This window comes from Lujinxingia vulgaris, from assembly GCF_007997015.1.
GTDB classification, from domain to species: Bacteria; Myxococcota_A; Bradymonadia; order Bradymonadales; family Bradymonadaceae; genus Lujinxingia; species Lujinxingia vulgaris.
The window spans coordinates 293,362-313,562 of the sequence record NZ_VOSM01000006.1 but is presented as its reverse complement, the minus strand read 5'-3'; the positions used below and the strand labels follow the sequence as shown (position 1 = coordinate 313,562).

The following is a 20,201-nucleotide window of genomic DNA, read 5'->3' as shown; positions in this document are numbered from 1 at the left end:
GGCGTCGCGGCCAGTTGAATCCCCGCCGGCTGATGGGTCTTTCGTTTGGCCGTCGACAGCCGCGCCTCAACGCACGCTCCGAGGTTGGCCCTGAGCGGCTTGCCCGAACAGTCGCTGAAGACGAAATCGCAGAAGGATTCGAGATCTGCGCACGAGGATGTGAAGTTTGAAATGTCCATAAGCGCGTTAGATCAGGCTTCGACCAGGGCCGCAATCAAAATCGGAAGAATCAATCAAGCAGTACTAAAAGGCTGCAACTCCCCCATCCTCCCGCGCCGAATGCCCCCGAACGCCGAAAATTACCGCATCGCGAAGACGGCGACGGCGCCCGAACACCATTCGCCCGCGCAGAGCCAAGCCTACATCTGCGCCGTCCCGGGCGCCACGCAGAGCCCGGCCCCGGCCGCCACAGACGCAGCCTGAACGATCCCCCGGAATGACACCACCATATTGAAAACGTGAGTGAACGCGTCCCTACCCTGTCGACCACGGCACGCAACGCGTCCCTACCCTGTCGACGACGCGCCAGGCGCCGTCAAAACGGCGCGTCGCTACATATTCGCCGCAAGCCCGGCCTCGCAGCCGTCAGGCTCACAGCACGTGATTGGCGCGTTTCGCCTCAACCAGAGCGTACCGCAGGGAAAGACGACCCCCTTTTTGCCCTTCAACCAGCGCTCTCGCTGACGGGCATACTCGCTGCGGAACTCGCGCTCCAGGGCAATCGCCGCACGCATCACCTCCGGGTTCTTCGAGGCAAATCGAGGTCTGATGCCTCCCCGCTCTTCCCGCGTCCGGGGGCGACTTGTGGGGCTGGTAGCCAGCACGCGTTTAACGCCCACCAGACGTCTTCCCTGACGCCGTCGCTCCTCCGCGAGCTCATCTTCTGCGTCCTTGAGCAGCTTCTCGAAGTAGGCAATCACCTCCTCCAGCGGCTTATCCTCGTAGCCCGGCGGAGGCTGGGGAGTAAACTCGACGAACTCCGGCAAGCGATCGCTAAAAAACATATCGGGACGAGGCACCCGGATGGTCGTACCCCAGTCGCGCGGCAAAATCTTAAAGCCAGGCCACTCCTCAGCCCGCCCCACAAGCCCCGCAAGCACCGGATTTAGCCAGACGTAGAGCAGCTTTCGCTCCTCAGCGTCTCGATCGAGAAGCAGCGTCTCACAGTACTGGCGCCCATCCCAGAAGTAGTCTTTGCGGCCCAGATCCCGGTTGCGCGCCCGGGCGATGTTGCCCATCGCGTCACGCATAAAGTCGCTGCGCCGCCCCTTTTTATCGGTGACGATCAGGTGCAGATGGTTCGACATCACCATCGCGGCGTGCATCTCGATATCGTTGCTCTCCGAGTCGCGCGCGAAGCGGTACGCCACAATCGCGTTAATGCGCTTATCGGGGCGCATAAAGAAATGTCGGTCCAAACAGCGGCGAGTAAGCATGACGACTTGATCTGCGATCTGACGCCGGGGAGGGGTCATGATGGGCTCCAGGTGAGAGTGAAGACGTCTACCTGATGATGTTATCGAGCGCCGGCGCAGGAGTTTGCGTAAGGGGGAGAACAAAGGTGTGAGCGAAGGGGGAAATCCGCGCGTTAGCGCGGGGGCACAGAATGGCGATCACGCGCACATAAACTGCACTTCGTGCGTCTCTCGGTCGTGTTTCACCGGTCGTAATTTTCGAACTATTTTTTTCATCGGGGCAGGAGACCTCCCGGGATATCAGCTCGCGCAAGGGGGGACCTTTCATCCCACGATCGACCGAGAGTGGCGTGCCAGGATGCAACGAGGCTGACTCGATCGACACCACGTCGCACACCCGCAAGGAAGCCCCGCCCCCGGAGTCGCACTCGAAAATGGGCGGCAATCCCGCGAGACTTCGGCGAGACCTCAATCAGCGTTCGACGGCACCATAACTGGACTTCGTGCGTCTCTCGGTCGTTTTTGAGTCGTCGGAGATCACGCAAATCTCACTCATTCTCATGAGTCCTTCAGACGGACGCAGAGTCACCTGCCCCCCCCTTTACCCGATGCTCACAACCCCTCACCCTGCGCAAAATTGAAGGGATACGTCACCTTCAAGGCGGCATCCTCCCCCGGCGAATCAAACACCACCTCGCTGAGATGATGCTGCAAGCACGTGTGAAGCGAGCTCTCGTAGAGCGTCGAGTCGTCCCCAATCTCTGTCATCGACACTCGCCCCTCCCCATTCTCGCTGATGACTTCAAACTCGAGCATCACGCGCCCATCGACGTCGGGAAAATCCTTGAGCGCATCCAGGTAGCACTGGCGCGCAATCGGCCTCAGAGTCTCAATGCTCTCCTGGAGCGCCTCTCGGGAGAGGGTCCCGGCCTTGCGCTCCGGCTCAGGCTTCTCGCGGGTGGGCGCCGCGCTCCCTTCAAGCGCCGGGATGAGGCCGGCGCCTGCGCCATCCTCAGCCTCTCCCTCCTCTTCGCGAGCCGCCTCACCGGTGCGCATCGCGTTCGCCTCGGCAGGTCCCTTTGCCACCCGGTCCGCGGCTGCAGCCTCCCGCTCACCTTCGACCTCCGCCACTCCTCCGCGCGCCCCCTCCTCGCCGCCCTCACTCGCCGCGCTTTCTGCCGACGGCGCCGCTTCATCAGGCCCCTGAAAAGCCTCAAAGCCCTGCTCCCGGTCGTCCGGAGCGGCCCGCTGATCACTTCTCGCCAGAAAAAAACCCACCGCCCCGCCCAAGACCAACGCCCAGACCACCGTCCCCATCAACTGCTTTTTCCATGCTGCCATGCCAGACCCCATGCTTCTCACACACTGCTTTCAGCCATGTTTCACGACAAATAAGCGTACACTAACATACCCAACGCTCCGCCACGAACCCGCGATCCTCGCCTGCAATCGGGCGCTTGTGCGTCTCCCGGGCGCTTGTGCGTCTCCCGGGCATTTGGGTGCGTCGGTCACCCGGGTGCGCTAACCGATTGTCCGCGCCCCTGCCGACCGACCATCGCTCAATCGCCCACGCGCCTCGCTGCAAAATCGCGTTCACCCGCATAAAGCAAAGCGCTCGTGCGTCTCTCGGACATATTCTGGACACATTCTCGACGCGCACACTGTGGATTGCCGCCCCCCCCCAGATCGACCAAATTTCCCCATTTTCTCGCCACACCCCTCACACCCTCTTCGCCACAATAAACGGACGATCATCTCTGCCCTTCGACGCGTGCCTCTCACACACGACCACCTCAAACCCCGCCTCCCCCATCGCCTGCTTCAACCCCCGCTCCGAGACGCGACTTACCCCCGGCGCCTTCCCCAGGGCCTGCATCACCCGCACCGCCAGGCGCACCAGCGGGTTCATATCGAGCACGCAGGGGGTCTTGGAGATAAAAAGTCCCCCCGGCACCAGCAACTCTCGAACATGCGCCAGGGTCTCCCCCAGATCGCCGGCCAGATGCAGGTAATTAAACCCCAGCACCACATCAAAGCGCGCCTCCTCGCCAGCGAGCGATTCAGCGGTAGCCTTCTGAAACGCCAGGCCCGACACCGGCGTCTCCGCAAGCTTCTCGTTAGCAATCGCGATCATCTCGGCGGAGATATCCGTCGCCAGATAACGCCCGGCGTGCTCAGCCAGCAAAAGCGCGGTCGAGCCGCTCCCACACCCCAGCTCCAGCACGCTCCCCCCGGGACGAAGATGCTCGCGCGTGCGCTCCAACGTACGCTCATACCCCTCCACATCCCCGATCGTGCCCTTCGCATACTTGCGCGCTCTCCGATCCCAGAAGCGCTCCGACTCTGCGCTACTCATCGTGTTCCCTCCTCATTTCATCCCGCTCATCCATACATCAACAAACTCCCCAAAACTTGCTAAAAACCGCATAAAAACTGGACCTTGTGCGTCTCTCGGACGTTCGGCGAGTCCGCATTTCACGAGTCCGCATTTCAGGTCCGCTTAAGAAGGCCCGTGCGCCTCCCGGTCCGTCCACGCCCCGCCCTGCTCGCCCGATGCCCTCAAAAGCCTCGAGCAAACAACGCTCATCCTCGGCCTCGACACCCCTCTCCCCTGCCCAAACCCGGCCCCCAGGCCGACCGTCACGCCTTCCGCCGACTAAAACACCTCCTCGGAGCCGACCGTCACGCCTTCCGCCGACTAAAACACCTCCTCGGAGCCGAACGACACACCTTCCCCCGACTAAAATACCTCCGTCGTTCACTGCATCGTCTCTCGTTCAACCTAAACAAGAGGCGTCGGCCGCTTCGCTCCAACAGTTTGAATCCAGGCACGATACGTCGTTTGCTCCGACACCGCTGTTTTACTTTGCAAAGACCGCGACTTTCACTTCGCCGCCCCTCCTTCAACCGGCAAGAGCCCCGTCATTCGCTCCGACGCCTCTCCTTCAATCCAAAACACTCGCCACGACCCCACCGACACGCCTGTTTCAATTTAAAAGAGTACCGTCGAAGCGCACAAACACTGGCCTTCGTGCGTCTCTCGGACAGTTTTCCGGACAGTTTTCCGGACAGTTTTCCGGACCACTTTCCCCCCCCCCTTTTCCTCCGCGATTCCCCGACGCTGCCACCAACACCTCCCGGCGGCACTCAACCCCCATCAACACACACACTGCCCGCCACACCAACACAGCGTTCACCCCAAAAACACTGGCCTTCGTGCGTCTCTCGGACAGTTTTCGGACAGTTTTCGGAGAGAGCTCGTACTGCTACTCGTAGCTCGTGCGCCTGCTCGTACTGATACTCGTAACTCGTACGCACTCCCAAAACTCAATCGGCTTCTAAATCAGCCTACCTCCCTGAATCTTTCGAAAACGCCCACACGAACCTCCCCACCCCGCACACCCCCCAGGCCCCACAACCACCCAACCACCCAACCACCCAACCACCCAACCACACGCTTTTCCGCCCCCCTCCCAAAACTCAATCGGCTTCTAAATCAGCCCTACCCCCCGAATCTTTCGAAAACGCCCACACGAACCTCCCCACCCCGCACACCCCCCAGGCCCCACAACCACCCAACCACCCAACCACACGCTTTTCCGCCCCCCTCCCAACCTGACGACGCCCCCAGCGTCGCCCTGGGGCGGTCAGCACCAACTTTCCACCTGCTTCGCCACCCACTCCGGATCATCGAGCGGCAGCTCATGGCCGGCGGTCGGATGCACGTGCAGCTGCGCGCCCAGGTGCCGGGCCAGCGTCCATGCGCAGCGCGGATCGACCATCGCATCGCCCCCGGCGCCCAGCACCAGCGCCGGCACGCCGAGCGCTTGCGGGGCCTTAAACGTGGCCGCGGCTACAAGCTGCTTGAGCACATTGCGGCGGCGGATCGGGGCATCTTCGGCGAAGCGGGCGGCCTGCCGGGCCACGATCTCGCGGTCCTCAATCAGCGCGGAGGTGAAGTTGAGGATGCGGCGCTCCCGCTCCACCGGGTCCGGGTCAACCATCGCCCGCACCATATCGGGCAGAATTCGGGCGTTGAGGCGTCGCAGCGGGCCGTTGAGGTTGCCGGCGCTGGAGTTGATGATGACGAGGCGAGCAAAATCCTCGGGGTGCAATTCCCCCCACTTCATGGTGACCATGCCGCCCAACGAGACGCCCAGAAGGCCCCAGGCCCCCTCGTGCTGCTCGCGCAGGGGCAAAAGACGCCGGCGCAAATCGCCCACGATGCCCGCCACCGTCGTCGGGCTCTCCCGCTCACACTCGGTGCCCACCCCCGGCAAATCCAGGGTGTGTACTCGCGAGCCGGGCACCTTCGCCTCGAAGATATCGACAAAAGGCCCCCAGTGGCGCTGCTCGCGAGCCAGCCCGCGCAGAATCAGCCAGTTCGTCGGACGTTCGCCTTCCTTACGCATCGCTCTTTTCCTCACTCTTCGCGCGCTTCGCCTTACCCGTCTTCGCCTTTTTCGAAGATGTATCTTTCTTCGTCGACTTCGCCGACGCGCCCTTCGTCGACTTCGATGACTTTGTCGACTTCGACGACGTCGCCTTCTTGCCGCTGGCCGCCTTCACCACCGGCCCCACTCCGGCTGCAGCCGGAAGATGCGTCAGCGTAAAGTCATACGCGTTCTTCCAGGCAAATTTTTCGAGGATCGTCTCCACCCCGATCTCCGCAATCCCCCGGGTATGCTTATGGGCCTCCAGCAGCACCCGCAACGACTCGCCGAGCTGCGGCAGGTCGGCCGCGGTGGGACAGCTCTCGATGGGGTGAATAAACCCGTCAAAATCCGTCCCCAGGCACACCCGATCCCACACCTTGAGCTTCTCCTCCTCGCTGTAGCGATCGTCGAGCAGGATCACATCGACCAGCGCAAAGATCTGGCGCAGCACCACCTCGGGCACCACCTCCGCGTCGAGCTTATCGCCGGGCTTCATGCCCAGAATGCGCCGGTCCAGGTTGATGCCGGCCAGCCCCTCACTCTCGAAGATCGCGCGCATGTCTTCGTCGCTTAAGTTGATGCTCCAGGCGTAAAAAGGCCCGCGATGCCAGCGATCGTGCTCGCGTTCCTCCTCAGCGATCATCTGCGCCAGGGTCGGCACCCCGGCGTAGCCCGAGTGGCTCATCACCACCGGGATCTTCGGGTAGCGCGCCCGATAGGCTGCCGGCTGCTTCTCGCGCCAGGCGTTATAGGGCTCGACCACCTGCGCATAATACGCCTTACGGCTGCGCGCGCTCATATGGCGCACGTCCAGGTGAATGCGCTTTCCGCCCCGATCCTTGAGATCTTCATCCAGGTCCAGCAGCGCGCGCACCACCGGCATCCCCCGCTCCGGATCAAAGCCCTGGTTGAGGCGAGTCTCCTGATCCATGATCCAGTCGGCAGCATCGACCAGGCTGTGGGCGTGGCCGCAGAGCCCGTTGTCGAAGTGGTGCGCAAGCGTCAGAAAGAGCACCGGATGCTCCCAGTTTTTGAGCGCCTCAATGCGCTCAAGCATCACGCTCAAATCCACCGGCTTAAGGTCCGTGCCCACCGAGAAGACGTGCCCGCCCTCAATGGTGAGCACCACCGCCAGGTCATCCTCGTTGCGCTCCATCACCGCCTGCACATCATCGACGCCGGTGGCCACCCGATACGATCCCTCCACCACCCGCGGCCCCTCCCCGGTGGCAAACTCCACCTTATGGCGCTCCCGATCGCCGCGTTTCAAAAAGTCGTATTCGAGCAGCAGCTCCTCCCAGTAATCGTAGGCTGAGCTGGAAAGGTGAGCGACGCGATCGGCGCCGTAGCCCATCACCACCCGCTGCACGATCTGGCGCAGCGGGCCGTTGTTGCGCAGAATCCCCAGCGCTTTCTGCGCCGCCCCGGAGACATCACCCGCCGCCAGCTTCGAAAGCACCTCGGCGGGCCGCTTCAGGCGCAACCACGCGGCGAGCTCCTCCTTGAAGGGGCGCTCATCGCCGGAGTCGCTGCCGATGAAAAAGCCGCGCTCAATCGGCGTAAAACTCGCAAAGATCAGGCGCACATCGCCTGCGATCATCCGCGAAAAGTTCGTCTGCACATAATCCGACGCCCGCGCCCCGGCCAGCTGATGCTCCAGATGGCTCTCAAGCTCGATCCAGGGATGAAACACCGAGGGGTCTTGCTCCTCGGGGGTGTTGCGAAGCCGATTAAAGGCGTAGAAGGTTGGGTGGCAATGGATATCGGCAAATGCTAACGGTTTCATCGTGTCCTCAGAGCTCCCCAGATCAGCGTCCAGCGCGGCGGATAACGTCGGCGACGCTACACCAGCGCCCGCGGCGTTGACAACGGCCCCCCCCGGCGCGCCAGGCGCCGAGGCGCAGGCCAGCGCAACGCCGGCGTCTTATGATCCCGATGAGAGTCAGGCGCTGGCAGTGCCGCCCCCCGGGGTTCATCGCCAGGTGGTGCGCCGGGGCGATCGCCGCTTTGTGATCCTCGATCTTCCCCGCGTCGACGAAGCCTCGCTCAACGCGCTCCGCGCCACGCTGCAGGATCTTCGCCCACAGGCGCTCGCCGTGGAGATCGACGCCCAGCGCCTGGAGTGGATCGGCGACCAGGAGAGCTGGCAGGCGCTCAACCTCATCGACGTCCTCAAAGCTAAAAAAGGCACGCTGCTCAACGCCTACCTGGCGCTGCGCATCTTCCAGAAACGCTTTGGATCCTTTGACGGCACCGAGCCCGGCGACGAGTTCCGCGTGGCCATCGAGGAGGCCCGCAGCAGCGGCGCACAGCCCCACCTGGTCGACCGCGACATGACCATCACGGGGCTGCGCGCCTGGCGGCGATCCCCGGTGTGGATGCGCCTGATGCTCACCCTTACCCTGACCTTCGGCTCCTTCCGCCGCACCAAAGCTCGCCCCGCCTCCGAGCACCGCGACCGCGTGGCGCGCCGCTTAAAACGCCTGGAGCTCTCGCTGCCCGCGGCCAAAGCCGCCTTTGTCGACGAGCGCAACGCCCACATCGCCTGCCGCATCGAGGCCATCGACGCCCCGGAGGTCGTCGCCGTGCTCAGCACCGTGCACGCCGACCGGGTCGCCGACCTCCTTCAAAGCGCCCCCGATCCCCACGCCTGCGCCGACACTGTGCCGGCCAAATCCCTCTTCTCGCGCATCTTCCCCTGGGCGCTCAGCGCGGCGATCATCGCCACCTTCATCCTGGGTTTTGCCCTGGGCGACCCCTCCACGATGCGCCAGGCGCTCCTGACCTGGTTTGTCGTCAACGCCATCTGTACCGCTCTGGCCACCGGCGCGGCGCTTGCCCACCCGCTCACGATCCTCGCCAGCGCGCTGAGCGCCCCCATCGTCTCGCTCAACCCGGCCGTCGGCGCCGGCATGGTCGGCGGACTTGTGCAACTTCTCGTCGCCCCGCCCAGCATCAAAGAGCTTGAGCAGGTCGGCGACGACATCGCGCGCCTCAAAGGCTGGTGGCAAAACCGCCTGGCCAAGATCGCGCTGGTCTTCATCCTGGCCAACCTCGGCAGCACCATCGGCACCGTGGCCGCGCTCATGATGTTCCCCGACCTTTTCGGAAGTTGACCTTTTGGTTAACCTCCCCCGCATCACTCACGACACGCGCGCTACGAATGGCGCGCTGCGTCAATCTATGTTGCCCCTCGGCGCTTGCGATGCCCTCTTTCTAACGAGTAGGCTGGCGCACCTGATTGAAGTGAAAACATTTTCGCTGGAGTCCTCTGTGTTCTCATCCTCCCGCCCTTGCCTCCTCCCCGCGCTGATCATCGCTGCGCTCCTGGCCAGCGCCCCGGCCTTTGCTCAGGACGCGCCGGCGCCCGATCCCACCGACGCACCCGCACCCGAGGCCTCGGCCTCCGATGACGCGGAAACGGAAGACGACGACCAGCCAGAAGACGCGGACTCTGACGAACCAGGCGCCGACGAGAACACCCCCGACGAGGACGAGCGCGCCGAGCCTGCGCCCGAAGCCGACCCCGACGAAGACGCCGAAAATACAGGCGATGACACCGGTGCCTCCCCCACCGAAGCGCCCGCCGACGACGCGCCCAGAGTGTATGACTTCGAGAGCCGCGACGAGCCCGGCCAGCTCACCACCACCGTCCCCGAGCCCGCCACCCTGCCCCCCGACGGCATCGACGCTCCCGGCGTGATCGACGCCGAAGAAGACCTCGAAAAGAGCCGCGTCACCTACCAGGCCAAGAGCGAATACCGCGTGCGCTCCCTGCAGATCACGCCCATCGAGCTCAACGGCACCACCGTGCGCGACATCGGCTGGACCGAGCAGCGCTTTCGCCTCGACGCCTCCACCGGCCTCGAAGGGGTGGGCTCGGTCACCGTGCAGCTCGACGCCCTCGACGGCGTACTTTTTGGCGACAACGGCCGCTTCTTAGGAAACCCCTCATCCAACTCCGGGGTCTCCCTGGCCACCAAACGCCCCAACCTCACCCGCTGGCAGATTGGCCTTCTGCCCGGCGGCGATCCCTTCGATCGCGAGAGCTACGGCCCGGTCCTCACCAGCGCCCCGCTCCTGGAGGTCAACTACCTCTACGCCGACGCCATGCTGCCCATCGGTCTGCTGCGCGTGGGCCGCCAGCCCCTGAACTACGGCGCCACGGTCAACGCCCACGACGGCGGCCGCCACAACCGCTGGGGGGTCAGCCAGTACTCCGACGGCGTCGACCGCATCCTCTTCGGCACCAAGCTCAACGAGATCGTCAACACCCTGCGCTACGGCGCCGACCACACCCCCGACACCTCGCTCGACCGCGGCGTGATCATGGGGATGTTTTACGACTTCATGAAGCACGACAACATCGCCCGCACCGACGACGATCTTCGTCAGATGGGCCTCAACCTTCAGTGGCTCGTCGATGAGGCCGACTGGTTCGGGCTCGACTGGCAGGGCTTTCAGGCCTCGGCCACCTTCGTGCACCTGCGCAACGACCGCTTCAACAGCCGCATCTACGGCTTCCCCCTGGCTTTCCAGACCGGCGTCAACAACGTCGATCTTCGCCTGCAGTTCTCGCACCTTCGCGGCGAAACCACCGAGATCAGCGAAGGCTTCGCCGCCCTGACCAACGCCGAGGTGCAGACCCAGCAGATGCGCGGCTACGGCGCCCAGGGCGTCGTCGACGTGCACCTGGGCCCGGTCACCCTGACCCTGGAAGGCAACTACGCCAGCGGCGACGCCAACCCCCGCGCCGGCGACCCGATCACCTCCTTTAGCTTCGCGCGCGACATGAACGTCGGCCTGCTCCTCTTCGAACACGTCCTGGCCTTCGAGTCCGCCCGCTCCGTCGGCGTCGGTCTCGAAAACCTCGCCGACGCCGACGTCGACAGCTTCCCGCTCACCGAGATCCAGAGCGATGGCCGCTTCTCCAACGCCATCGCGATCTTCCCGCAGATCTACGTCGATATGCTCAAGACCGCCGAGCATAACCTCTATGCCCGCGCCGGCGTGCTGGCCGCCTGGTCGGCCACGCCCGATGGCGTGGTCGACGCGGTGCAGACCGCACTCAACGACGTCGGCGGTCCCATCGAAAACAGCGCGCTGAACTTCCACGGCGGCACCCCCGGGCGCTTCTATGGAACCGAAGTCGACCTTCAATTAGGCTACCGTCTGCGCGATAACTTCTTCTGGACCGTCGAAGGCGCCGTGCTCTTCCCGGGCGAAGCGCTGCACGACGAAAATGGCGACGCCGTCCGATCCTTCCTCGTGGAGAACCGTTTTGAGCTTCTTTTCTAAAAAAATCTCGTTCTTCGCTGGCGCTGCGATCGCGCTTACGTCGCTTTTGGGCGCGGGCTGCCAGGAGTACATCGCCCCGCCCGAGGCGCAGCTCAACCTGGGCGACAGCCGCGTGGCCGTCGCCGATGAACCCCTGGTCTTCGAGTTCACCAAAGCCGTCGACCCGGAGACCGTCGGCGTGCGCCTTTGGCCACGCGACCGCGGCCTGCGTCGCGTGCCCGCCTCCGCCGACGTCGAGCCCCTGGCCCCGACCTGCATGGCGTCAGATGGCGAGTGCGAAGCCATGAGCATCGCCTTTAACGACGACGCCACCGCCGCACACATCACCATCGCCCCCGAATTCGCTCGCCCCGGCTCCTCGCTCATCCTGGAGATCGTCGAAGGTTTGAGCGACCCCGAGGGCTTCGATACCGGCACGGGGTACCTCTACAACATCCAGTTCGGCGTCTCCGGCGGCGACCCCAACGCCAACATCGAGTTCCAGGACGGCATCTACATCCTCGGTGGCAGCCTCAGCGTCAGCGGCCTCAACGCCGTGCTCACGCTCGTGAGCGACCTGCGCGTCCAATCCGATGGCCGCTTCGCCCTGGCCGGCGCCAAGGGCAAGGTGGATGAGAGCCGCGCGGAGAAAACCAGCCTCGACCCCGAGGTCATCACCATCGCCGACGATGAAGAGAGCTGGGCCCTCTTCGCCCGCGGCCAGATCGTCGAAAACGACGGCACCCGCTTTCTCACCACCGAGAGCTTTGACGTCTCGGTGCCCGTGCTCGGCGTGGCCACCGTCGAGCTCAAAGACGTCGTGCTCTACGCCGACATCATCAAAGACGAAGACGGCAACGACTTCTTCGACGGCACCCTGACCTTCGGCGACTCTCAGGTCGTCTTCCCCACCGCCAACGTCGACATCCCCGCCGGACAGGCCGCCCTGGCCGGCGGCATCGTGCCCGAAGACCTCGTCCCCGAAGGCACCCCCGACATGTGCACCGACATCTGCGGCGCGGTCACCGCCGTCTGCGAGCCCCCCGCCGGCTTCCCCGACCTCGACTTCTGCGAGGAAGTCCCGGCCGAAGAATAATTTTTTTGAAGCCCGAGCAACAAAAAAGGGACGCGCATCGCGCGTCCCTTTTTCTTTTCATATCAAAGACTTACACCGCACATCCTTGATCTAAAAACCTCACTTCTTCCACGGCAACGCGTCTTTGATCACCTCTTTGGAGCTCTCGAACTTCTCCAGAATCCCCATCGCCTTATCGCCGTACTTATCCATCAGCTGCATGATCAGATCATCATCCTCGCTGGCCTCCCCACCCAGATCGGGCACCTTGCCATCGGGGCCGTACATGCCCTCCATGATCTTCTGCACGCTGAATTTGACCGCCCCGCGGAAGGGGATCTTGGCGATCATGCCGTACATCGCCGCCTGCCCCTCGCTCTTAAGCTCCGGGTGCGCACGCACATGATCCACCGCCTGCTGAAGATCGTCCAGAAAGGCCGGCACCGCCTGCAGATGATTCGCGGTCACCGAGAGGTGAAAACTGTTGGGGTTTTGCTGCCGGTCGAGGTTCCAGCCCTTCGCGTTGAGCTGGTCGACCACCGCGTAAATGTCGACCTCCGGGCTATTGGAAGCCACACAGACCACCGGCCCATCGGTGCTGCCGAGCACCTTGAGGCCATCAATGCGCCGCACTCCCGACTGCAAGGCCTCCACCGCCTCCATCGTCTTGCGCGTCAACTTCAGATAACCCTCCTCGCCCATCGCCTTCATCGCCGCCCAGGCCGCCGCAATAGGCCCCCCGGGACGCGTCCCCGCGGCAGAAGGTGAGGGGTAGATGCCCCCGGGCCAGTCGGTGGAGATGTAGAACTGATGCTTCAGGTAGCTCATATCCCGATAGAGCACCACCGACGCCCCCTTGGCCGCGTACCCGTACTTATGCACATCGGCCGAGATCGAGGTCACCCCGGGCACCCGAAAATCAAAGGGCGGCAGGTCGTAGCCGAGCTTCTCCATCCAGGGCAAAAAGAAGCCACCAAAACACGCGTCGACATGAAAGGGGATGTCCTCTTTTTGCGCGAACGCCCCGATCTCCTCAATCGGGTCGATCACCCCGTGGGCGTACTGCGGCGCCGAGGCCGCGATCAGCGCCGTGTTACGGTTAACCGCCCGCTTGAGCGCGTCAACATCCACCCGAAAATCGTCGCCGAGCGGCACGTAACGGACTTTTAGCCCGAAATAATGCGCCGCTTTGCCAAAGGCCACGTGGATCGACTCCGGCGCCACAAGCTCCGGCTGCCCGTTGAAGATGAAGCGCTTTTTGCGAAAACGCTCCCGCGCCGCCTTCACCGCCATCAGGATCGACTCGGTGCCCCCCGAGGTCATCGTACCCACCACGTCCTTATCGCCGTGGAGCATCTCGGCCGACATCCGCACCACCTCCGACTCCATGCGCCGCAGGCTCTTAAACACCATCGGGTTAAGCCCGTTCTCGCTAAAGAAGGTGTTATGCGCCTCTTTGAGAAAGTCGTAATGCTCCTCATCGGCGTAATACACCAGGCTCCAGGTGCGCCCCTCGCGCCAGTTGCCGTCGGCGTCGCGAAGCTCGCGCATCTGCTCAAGCAACATCTTCTTATCGAGCCCCTTCTCGGGGATGGTCAGGCTCTCACTCACGTCGAAACTCCGGGTCCTGGCTGAACAACTTTGAATGATGGCGCATCGGCCTCGTCTCGATAGGACGCGGACTTCTGGCCGATGCTTTTCTCACGCGCTGGCAGGCCCTATACTCTGGGGGCTTTCACACGCTTAGGCAAGCGCGTCCTTTCCCCACGCGGGGTTAGACATTGCGACGCGCCACTCACTCTTGAGGATCTTCAACGATGCGACACGCTCTCGGCACAGCTCTTCTTCTCACCCTTACCCTGGCGGCCTCCCTGGCCTCCGCCAACGACGAGAAGTTAGCCGCCGGCGAGATCCTGGTGGAGACGCAGGACGTCAGCGGCAGTGACATCCCGAGGATGATCGTCACCGGCGTGATCGATGCCTCGCCAGCCGATGTCTGGAAGATCGTCAGCGACTGCGGCAACTACAGCCGCACCATGCCGCGCATCAAAGAGTCGCGCATGGTCTCACGCGACGGCGACACGGTGATCTGCGAGACGGTCGTGGGGCTGCCCTTCCCGCTGAGCGATCTTCGCTCCACCACTACTGCCACCCACACCGAGGGTCCGGTGGAGTGGCGCCGCCAGTGGACGATGATCGAGGGCAACTACCGCTTCAACGAAGGCTACTGGAGCCTCAAATCTTTCAACGGCCACAATGACCGCACCCTGGCTGTCTACTCGGTCTACGCCGCTCCCGAAGGCTCGGTGCCCGGCTGGATGCGCCGCCGCGCCCAGGAATCCTCGATGCCCGGCGTGATCGAGGCGGTGCGCGAAGCCGTCGCGAAATAATCACGGCTTACACCATCACTGCCCGGCCTCTCGGGGGCCTCAGCCATGCTCGCGCGCGTGGCGAAGGCGCTGGCGAAAGCGCCAGGTGTCGATCCACTCGTCCAGACTCATCGGCCAGGGCTCGCGCAGCGCTAAAAAGATCAGCGCCGAGCCCATCAGCCCCCCGTTTTTCAAAAACGAGGTCAACTCCACCTGCCGGGCCGCCGCCTCATCGATCGCCCAGAAGTTGTGCATCACCAGCGTGATCGGCAAGAGCGCCAGCACGATGCAGATCACCCCGAGCAGCGGGCGCAGCCCCAGCGCCAGGCTCACGCCTCCCATCACCAGCAACACGCCGCTCAGCCCCACTGCCAGGGAGGGAAAGAGCACGCCTTTATCGGCGGCGTAGGTGCTCAGCGTCTCCCAGGCCCCGAAGTGGTTGAGGCCCATGATCAGGTAGAAAAATCCGGCGATCACCCGGCCCATCAAGAAACTTCCTTTGCGCAGGTCGCTCATACGGCCTCCGATCTTCGGTGCAGCCTGGCGTCGAGGGTACGAGGCCAAATCTAAACACCGGCCGGAGCGCCGGGGTGGCGACCTCAGGAGCCGACGCTTAAAGCGACCTTTGCCTCATCGCGCCACCACGCCGCATCAAGGGTTCCGAAGATCGGGTAGCGCGCTTCCAGCGCGTCGAGAAGTTCGATGTCGACGGCCCTGGAAGCGATCATCTCCGCGAGTGCTTCCACATGCTCCAGGTGCCCGGCCTGACGGCGATGGGCGTACTCCACGGTGGTGCCCGTCTTCATGATAAACGCCCAGTCGCTGGCCTGGGCTAAGAGCAGCTGCTGCCCCATCAGGCGCAGCGCGCGCCCGAGGTTGGGATCCTCGCCAGGGCCGCCTCGCTCCACGTCTTCCACAAGCTCCAACATCCGCGCCTCGGCGTTGCGAAGATGCCGGTAAATCCAGGCGTTCGACGGATCGAGCCACACCCCAAAATAAGACTCCTCGCCCCAGGTCGAGATCCCGGGCGTGGCCTGCTGCTGCACCGGCTCTTCGGCCAGATAATCCAGCGGAGAGACCAGCTGAAGCTCCTCATGATGGGTGGCCTCGCGCAGCACCGCCTCCAGAAAGAGCGGCCCCTCAAACCACCAGTGCCCGAAGAGCTCCGCATCGTAGGAGCAGGTCAGGTGCGCGGGGCGCTGCCCCAACTTCTCAAAAAGATCGCGTCCCTGGTCGCGACGCGCGTGCACAAAATGCGAGGCGTGCTCCCGGGCGCGACGAGCGGCGACCTCCGGGCGGTAGAAGTCCTTATCGCCCAGGTCCACATCGCCGGTGATGCGATGGTATTTCAGTCCGGTATGATGCCGAATCCCGTCGGGGTGAATGTAGGGCGCGACCACCTCCATCGGCAGGTCGTAGCCCAGGTCCCGATAAAACTCCCGGTAATCATAATCCCCCGGATACCCCTCACTCGCGCTCCAGACCTGCGCACTCGCCAGCTGATCTCGCCCGAAAAACGCCACGCCCGCCGGAGAGACCAGTGGCGAGTAGGTGCCGTAAACGGGCGGCGCATCTGCGGTGAGGATGCCCACATCCTCCAGACACGCGAAGGCGATGCCCTCCTCGGCCAGCAGCCGATCGATGCCCGGCGCAAAGGCGCACTCCGCGATCCAGATGCCGCGCGGCCGAAAGCCCAGATGCTGCTCAAACTCGGCGATCCCCGCGCGGATCTGCGCGCGCCTGCCGGCGTCGCTCTCCAGAAAAGGCAAGATCGGGTGGGTCCCCACACAGGTCATCAGCTCCAGACGATGGCCCTGAGCGTGGTGTTTAAAGCGCGCGAGCACATCGCCCCCGAGCTCATCGAGGTAATACGTGCGCAACCCCTCAAAACGCGCCTCGTAATAGTCGGAGAGTTCCCGCGCGCCCTGCGGCCGCTCGCCATGCGCGCGCTCCGCGCGCGCCAGATCCCGCATCCGCTCGAGCTGCGCCACAAAACGCTCGCGCAGAAGCCCGTCGGCCATCATCGCGATCAGCGGCGCGCTCAAACTCAGCGTCACCTTCCCCTCAACCCCGTCGGCCTCCAGCCGGTCGAGGGCCTGCAGCAGCGGGAGGTAGGTCTCGTGCATCGCCTCATAAAACCACATCTCTTCGAGGTGGTAGGCGTGCTCCGGATGGCGAATAAAAGGCAGGTGCGCGTGCAGCACCACGCTCAAATACGTCTTCATGCGTCCCCCTCGGAGCTCCTGACCCCGCTGTCTTTTTGAGCTTTTGCAAACGCCGCCGAGCTCGGCCGCTCCCCCTCGCCAGGAAGAAAACGCCCCAGCGACGGGTGTGTATGTTCGGTGGGCTCCCAGCTTAAGCCCCGCTTTTCGCTGAGCATCACGCGCACAAAACGTGGCGCTGCCTCACCGGGGCTGCGCCCCGGAGCTTCGCTCACCTCCGAGCTCACCCGCACCTCAAAGCTGCCGTCCGACCCCACAACCCCCAGCTCCGCCCGGTAGCTCGCTCTCCCCTGATCCACACGCACAAATCGCCCTGAGAGCGCCTCATCGATCCGCCAGCGCTCCAGCTCCTCCCACTCCCTGTCGGACCTCAAACGCATCAGGCGCGCCCACGCTTCGCGTGGACGCACCTCCCCGGCGAGCTCCCAGTACACATAGCCCACCTCCGGGTCGCGCCATAGCAGCACCAGCTGCGTCTCTCCCCGTTGAGACATCCCATACCCTGCGTACGGCTGCTGCTCGCTTCCCATCGCGCTCCCGATGCGTATGTCGCCCGCTTTCTATGGCTCCTCGTCGTCGCCCTGCTCCTCCTGAATCGCCTCGTACACCTCTTCGCGATAAATCGGAACGTCGCGCGGCGCGACAATGCCGATGCGAACCTGATTGCGGCGAATCTCTTTGACGACGATCTCGATCTCTTCCCCGATTCGAATCGACTCCCCGACCTTCCTGGTTAGGGTCAACATGGGCCCACTCCTTTCCACGAGTGATGATTGGGTGATGTCCGACGCACTATGCGCCCACACTTCGATCGACGCTCCCTTCACCCGAGCTGGCCCTGACAGGGCGTTTAGTCTGCGCACCATGATGGCCTTCGGCCAGCAAAAGATCGCAGATCCTGCCAGAGGGCTCTCAGGACATAACGTTTTCAAGCACTTAAAACATGCCCGAGACGCCCTGGAGGGGAACCTCCCGATGCTGGTGTCGATCGCTTCCTTGCATGACTACCTGCACCTACATCGTGAACCCATAAGACAACAGGTTGGGGGCCGGGTCAAAAAACTTAAAGAGAAACTTTAAGAAAACACCTCTTGACCGCTCTTCGACATCAAACCACGCCCACACCTCGCCCGCTGGCGATGCTGAGAGCGCTCATCCTCACCCGATTTCGGGTCATGGGGAAGTTTTTCGGGCGCGCCGGGGCGATCTCAGCCCTCATCGCCCAGATCAAGACCCAGGGCCCGGGCCACCCGCCAGGCGTCGCGGGGCACATCGGTGGCGCGACTGGGTTGAGGGCGGTAGTCCATCAGCGCGCGCAGCGCGGCGGTGAGGCCCGCCACATCCTGGCGATCTCCGCTGGCGAGCGCCGCGCGCAGCGCCTCATCGCTGACCTGCAATCCGGCAATGCGCAACCGCGCGACGTCGTCGGCCGCGGCGATCTCGGGAAAATGCGTAGCGGCGACCACGCGATCGCCGGCCTGCTGCCGGGCCTCAATCACCGACCGCGCAAAGCGCGCGCCCTCGGCCGGGTGGGTGCCGCGCCCCGGCTCATCGAGTAGCCACAGCCGGGGCGCGGCTCCCTCCCAATGCGCCACAAGCCGTCGCACCTCGCGCCCGAACGAGGAGAGCCCCTCCTCCTCGGCGACGCCCCCCTCCTCACTGCCCACGTAGATCAGCCCCTCCATCAAGCCAAAGGTGCAACCGCCGGCGGGCACCGGCAGCGCCGCCTGCGCGCAGAACTGGCACAGGCCCACGAGCTTTAAGAGCGCGGACTTTCCGCCCATATTCGGGCCGAGCACCACCGTCACCGGCGAGTCGAGCGCCACGTCGATGGCCTGAACCTCATCGCCAATGCGATCGACCTGACGAGGATCGCGCCCCTGCACAACCTCCAACCCGGCCTGCTCGTCACGCCGCGGCCAGCATCCGCCGATCGCCTCGCGAAGTCGCACCCGCGCAAGCCCCTCATCAAAACGCACCAGCGCCTCCAGCGCCCCCTCAAGCTGCGGGAGCACCCGGGTGAGAAGTTCGCTCAAACGCCCGCGCACCTGCTGCTCGCAGGTCTCCACCTCCTCGCCGGCGCGGGCCACAACCGCCTCGGCCTCCACCACCGCCTCATCGACCAGCTGCCAGGCCCCGGCCCGGTAGGCCAGGCGATGATCGTCGGGGGTTATACCGGCCTCGGGTCGGTAGCGGCCCCGCACATCGAAACGTCCACCCAGGCGCTCGCAGATCTCGGCCTCGGCAGCGTCGCGAACCTTACGAAGTTCGCGCCCCGTGCGGCGATGCGCCTTTCGTGCCCGGGCCAGCGCCGCATCGAGCTGGTCGCTCAGATGAAAACGCGCGCTGGGTTGTGCCTCCGGGTGCATTGAGGCCATCGTCTCGCGCAGCACCTCAAAGCCTGGATCGCCGGGGCGCGGCAGGCCATCGGCGCCGGCGGCCGCCTCAAAGATCGCCAGGGCATAAAAAAGGAAGCGTTTGACCTCAAAGAGCTCCGCGTCGCGCAGCACTTCCGCAAGTTGCAGCCGGCGCAGCGGTCGCTCCAGGGCGGGCAGTTCGCCAAGGGCATCGGCGATCGGGCGTTGAACGTCGGGATGATCCTGGCGCCAGAGATCGAGCGTGCGCAGGCGCTCCACCTCTGCGTCCCAACGCTGAGCCTCCGCGTTGCGGAAGATGTGCACCTGTGCCGCACGCGCGCGCCCCGCCTCACTCAAAGGACGCAGGCGCGCGAGCAGATCGCGCGCGCCCACAACTTTCAACGTCGTCGCGTCGGCAAAGTCTGCCGGCGCGCCGCGCTCCGCCCCAACTCCCTGCTGATTTTTCCACTCATTCATCGGCCGGCCTCTTCTCGAAGACGGCTGCGACTATGCGCGAGCCATCTCTCTTTGGCAAAGCCGGCAAGCTCCCCCCAGGTGAGGCGCCCCCTCAATCGGTGGTCGCCCCGCCCGGAAACACAATCGTGGAGTAGGTCTCGTAGAACCCGCGCTCGATCTCGGTGCGCGCCTCATAGAGCTCGGCGAGCTCATCAAAGAGCAGCGCCAGGTACGCCAGGCGCACCGGGTGGTAGCGCCCGCGTGTGGCGGCGGGGAGCTCCTCCATAAAATGATCGAGCTGATCCAGGATCTGCTCGGCGTAGCGCTTGAGCCCCTCGATCTCTTCGACCTCCGAGCCGAAGATGCGCCGCACTCGCGGGTAGAGATGCTCGCGCTCCCGATCGAAGGTCGCCTGCAAACGCTGGCGCAAAAGCAACGCCCGCGGCACGATCTCACGCAGGATCGCGTTGACCTCGCCCTCATCTTCTCGCGCACGCCGCGCCGCTGCGATCGAGCGACCGATCGCCTCCATCGTCGAGAAGACCTCCATATGGGTGTACGTCAGCTCTGAGAGCAAACCCATCGCATACCTCC

At 64.1% G+C, this 20,201-nt stretch carries 16 protein-coding genes and 1 pseudogene; 4 read left to right on the top strand and 13 right to left on the bottom strand.

The window, feature by feature from the left end:
* From FRC98_RS22290 to FRC98_RS13985, 6 genes and pseudogenes are all read right to left on the bottom strand, one after another.
* Positions 1 to 179: pseudogene (locus FRC98_RS22290) on the bottom strand (IS701 family transposase); the annotation flags it as partial.
* 372 nt (positions 180 to 551) lie between these two features.
* Positions 552 to 1,400, bottom strand: coding sequence for a hypothetical protein (locus tag FRC98_RS14005; RefSeq protein ID WP_146982061.1), 849 nt, complete (start codon positions 1,398 to 1,400; stop codon positions 552 to 554).
* A 627-nt stretch (positions 1,401 to 2,027) separates the two neighbouring features.
* Positions 2,028 to 2,756 (bottom strand): AgmX/PglI C-terminal domain-containing protein, encoded by a 729-nt coding sequence (locus FRC98_RS14000; protein WP_230467613.1) that lies wholly within the window; start codon positions 2,754 to 2,756, stop codon positions 2,028 to 2,030.
* Positions 2,757 to 3,135: 379 nt separating this feature from the next.
* The gene (locus FRC98_RS13995; RefSeq protein ID WP_146982059.1) at positions 3,136 to 3,771 is read right to left on the bottom strand and encodes a class I SAM-dependent methyltransferase; all 636 of its coding nucleotides are present in this window, start codon (positions 3,769 to 3,771) and stop codon (positions 3,136 to 3,138) included.
* A gap of 1,291 nt (positions 3,772 to 5,062) precedes the next feature.
* A complete protein-coding gene (locus tag FRC98_RS13990; protein WP_146982058.1) occupies positions 5,063 to 5,827 on the bottom strand; it encodes an alpha/beta fold hydrolase in 765 nt (254 codons plus the stop codon).
* A complete protein-coding gene (locus FRC98_RS13985; protein WP_146982057.1) occupies positions 5,820 to 7,637 on the bottom strand; it encodes an amidohydrolase family protein in 1,818 nt (605 codons plus the stop codon). The genes FRC98_RS13990 and FRC98_RS13985 overlap by 8 nt, the downstream gene beginning before the upstream one ends.
* A gap of 76 nt (positions 7,638 to 7,713) precedes the next feature.
* Here FRC98_RS13985 and FRC98_RS13980 point away from each other — a divergent pair, with 76 nt between their 5' ends.
* The 3 genes from FRC98_RS13980 to FRC98_RS13970 all read left to right on the top strand — a co-directional run bounded on the left by FRC98_RS13980 (position 7,714) and on the right by FRC98_RS13970 (position 12,224).
* Positions 7,714 to 8,967, top strand: a complete 1,254-nt coding sequence (locus FRC98_RS13980) for a TraB family protein (protein WP_230467612.1) — start codon at positions 7,714 to 7,716, stop codon at positions 8,965 to 8,967.
* 157 nt (positions 8,968 to 9,124) lie between these two features.
* Positions 9,125 to 11,149, top strand: coding sequence for a prolipoprotein diacylglyceryl transferase (locus FRC98_RS13975; protein ID WP_146982055.1), 2,025 nt, complete (start codon positions 9,125 to 9,127; stop codon positions 11,147 to 11,149).
* Entirely contained in the window at positions 11,133 to 12,224 is a 1,092-nt protein-coding gene (locus FRC98_RS13970) for a hypothetical protein (RefSeq protein ID WP_146982054.1), read from the top strand. The genes FRC98_RS13975 and FRC98_RS13970 overlap by 17 nt, the downstream gene beginning before the upstream one ends.
* Before the next feature lie 99 nt (positions 12,225 to 12,323).
* Here the strand turns inward: FRC98_RS13970 and FRC98_RS13965 are convergent, their stop codons facing one another.
* Entirely contained in the window at positions 12,324 to 13,814 is a 1,491-nt protein-coding gene (locus FRC98_RS13965; RefSeq protein WP_230467611.1) for a pyridoxal phosphate-dependent decarboxylase family protein, read from the bottom strand.
* Positions 13,815 to 14,020: 206 nt separating this feature from the next.
* Here FRC98_RS13965 and FRC98_RS13960 point away from each other — a divergent pair, with 206 nt between their 5' ends.
* Positions 14,021 to 14,593, top strand: coding sequence for an SRPBCC family protein (locus FRC98_RS13960; RefSeq protein WP_146982053.1), 573 nt, complete (start codon positions 14,021 to 14,023; stop codon positions 14,591 to 14,593).
* A gap of 39 nt (positions 14,594 to 14,632) precedes the next feature.
* Here the strand turns inward: FRC98_RS13960 and FRC98_RS13955 are convergent, their stop codons facing one another.
* From FRC98_RS13955 to FRC98_RS13930, 6 genes are all read right to left on the bottom strand, one after another.
* Positions 14,633 to 15,088 (bottom strand): DoxX family protein, encoded by a 456-nt coding sequence (locus FRC98_RS13955; protein WP_146982052.1) that lies wholly within the window; start codon positions 15,086 to 15,088, stop codon positions 14,633 to 14,635.
* Positions 15,089 to 15,171: 83 nt separating this feature from the next.
* Positions 15,172 to 16,797 carry a glycoside hydrolase family 57 protein gene (locus tag FRC98_RS13950; protein ID WP_146982051.1) on the bottom strand — a complete coding sequence of 542 codons (1,626 nt, stop codon included), beginning with the start codon at positions 16,795 to 16,797 and terminating at the stop codon, positions 15,172 to 15,174.
* Positions 16,794 to 17,288 carry a DUF4912 domain-containing protein gene (locus FRC98_RS13945; RefSeq protein ID WP_230467610.1) on the bottom strand — a complete coding sequence of 165 codons (495 nt, stop codon included), beginning with the start codon at positions 17,286 to 17,288 and terminating at the stop codon, positions 16,794 to 16,796. Before FRC98_RS13945 ends, FRC98_RS13950 begins: the two co-directional genes overlap by 4 nt.
* Positions 17,289 to 17,354: 66 nt before the next feature.
* Positions 17,355 to 17,540, bottom strand: a complete 186-nt coding sequence (gene csrA, locus FRC98_RS13940; protein WP_115606598.1) for a carbon storage regulator CsrA — start codon at positions 17,538 to 17,540, stop codon at positions 17,355 to 17,357.
* A gap of 462 nt (positions 17,541 to 18,002) precedes the next feature.
* Positions 18,003 to 19,628 (bottom strand): MutS-related protein, encoded by a 1,626-nt coding sequence (locus FRC98_RS13935; protein WP_146982049.1) that lies wholly within the window; start codon positions 19,626 to 19,628, stop codon positions 18,003 to 18,005.
* A 91-nt stretch (positions 19,629 to 19,719) separates the two neighbouring features.
* On the bottom strand, positions 19,720 to 20,190 hold the full coding sequence (locus FRC98_RS13930; RefSeq protein WP_146982048.1) for a hypothetical protein: 471 nt from the start codon (positions 20,188 to 20,190) through the stop codon (positions 19,720 to 19,722).
* Between the last annotated feature and the right edge of the window lie 11 nt (positions 20,191 to 20,201).

Excerpts from the sequence above, each read along its gene's own strand:
- FRC98_RS14005 (WP_146982061.1), bottom strand. The coding sequence starts at position 1,400 with ATGCGCCCCGATAAGCGCATTAACGCGATTGTGGCGTACCGCTTCGCG.
- FRC98_RS14000 (WP_230467613.1), bottom strand. The coding sequence starts at position 2,756 with ATGGCAGCATGGAAAAAGCAGTTGATGGGGACGGTGGTCTGGGCGTTG.
- FRC98_RS13995 (WP_146982059.1), bottom strand. The coding sequence starts at position 3,771 with ATGAGTAGCGCAGAGTCGGAGCGCTTCTGGGATCGGAGAGCGCGCAAG.
- FRC98_RS13990 (WP_146982058.1), bottom strand. The coding sequence starts at position 5,827 with ATGCGTAAGGAAGGCGAACGTCCGACGAACTGGCTGATTCTGCGCGGG.
- FRC98_RS13985 (WP_146982057.1), bottom strand. The coding sequence starts at position 7,637 with ATGAAACCGTTAGCATTTGCCGATATCCATTGCCACCCAACCTTCTAC.
- FRC98_RS13960 (WP_146982053.1), top strand. The coding sequence starts at position 14,021 with ATGCGACACGCTCTCGGCACAGCTCTTCTTCTCACCCTTACCCTGGCG.
- FRC98_RS13955 (WP_146982052.1), bottom strand. The coding sequence starts at position 15,088 with ATGAGCGACCTGCGCAAAGGAAGTTTCTTGATGGGCCGGGTGATCGCC.
- FRC98_RS13950 (WP_146982051.1), bottom strand. The coding sequence starts at position 16,797 with ATGAAGACGTATTTGAGCGTGGTGCTGCACGCGCACCTGCCTTTTATT.
- FRC98_RS13945 (WP_230467610.1), bottom strand. The coding sequence starts at position 17,288 with ATGTCTCAACGGGGAGAGACGCAGCTGGTGCTGCTATGGCGCGACCCG.
- csrA (WP_115606598.1), bottom strand. The coding sequence starts at position 17,540 with ATGTTGACCCTAACCAGGAAGGTCGGGGAGTCGATTCGAATCGGGGAA.
- FRC98_RS13935 (WP_146982049.1), bottom strand. The coding sequence starts at position 19,628 with ATGAATGAGTGGAAAAATCAGCAGGGAGTTGGGGCGGAGCGCGGCGCG.
- FRC98_RS13930 (WP_146982048.1), bottom strand. The coding sequence starts at position 20,190 with ATGGGTTTGCTCTCAGAGCTGACGTACACCCATATGGAGGTCTTCTCG.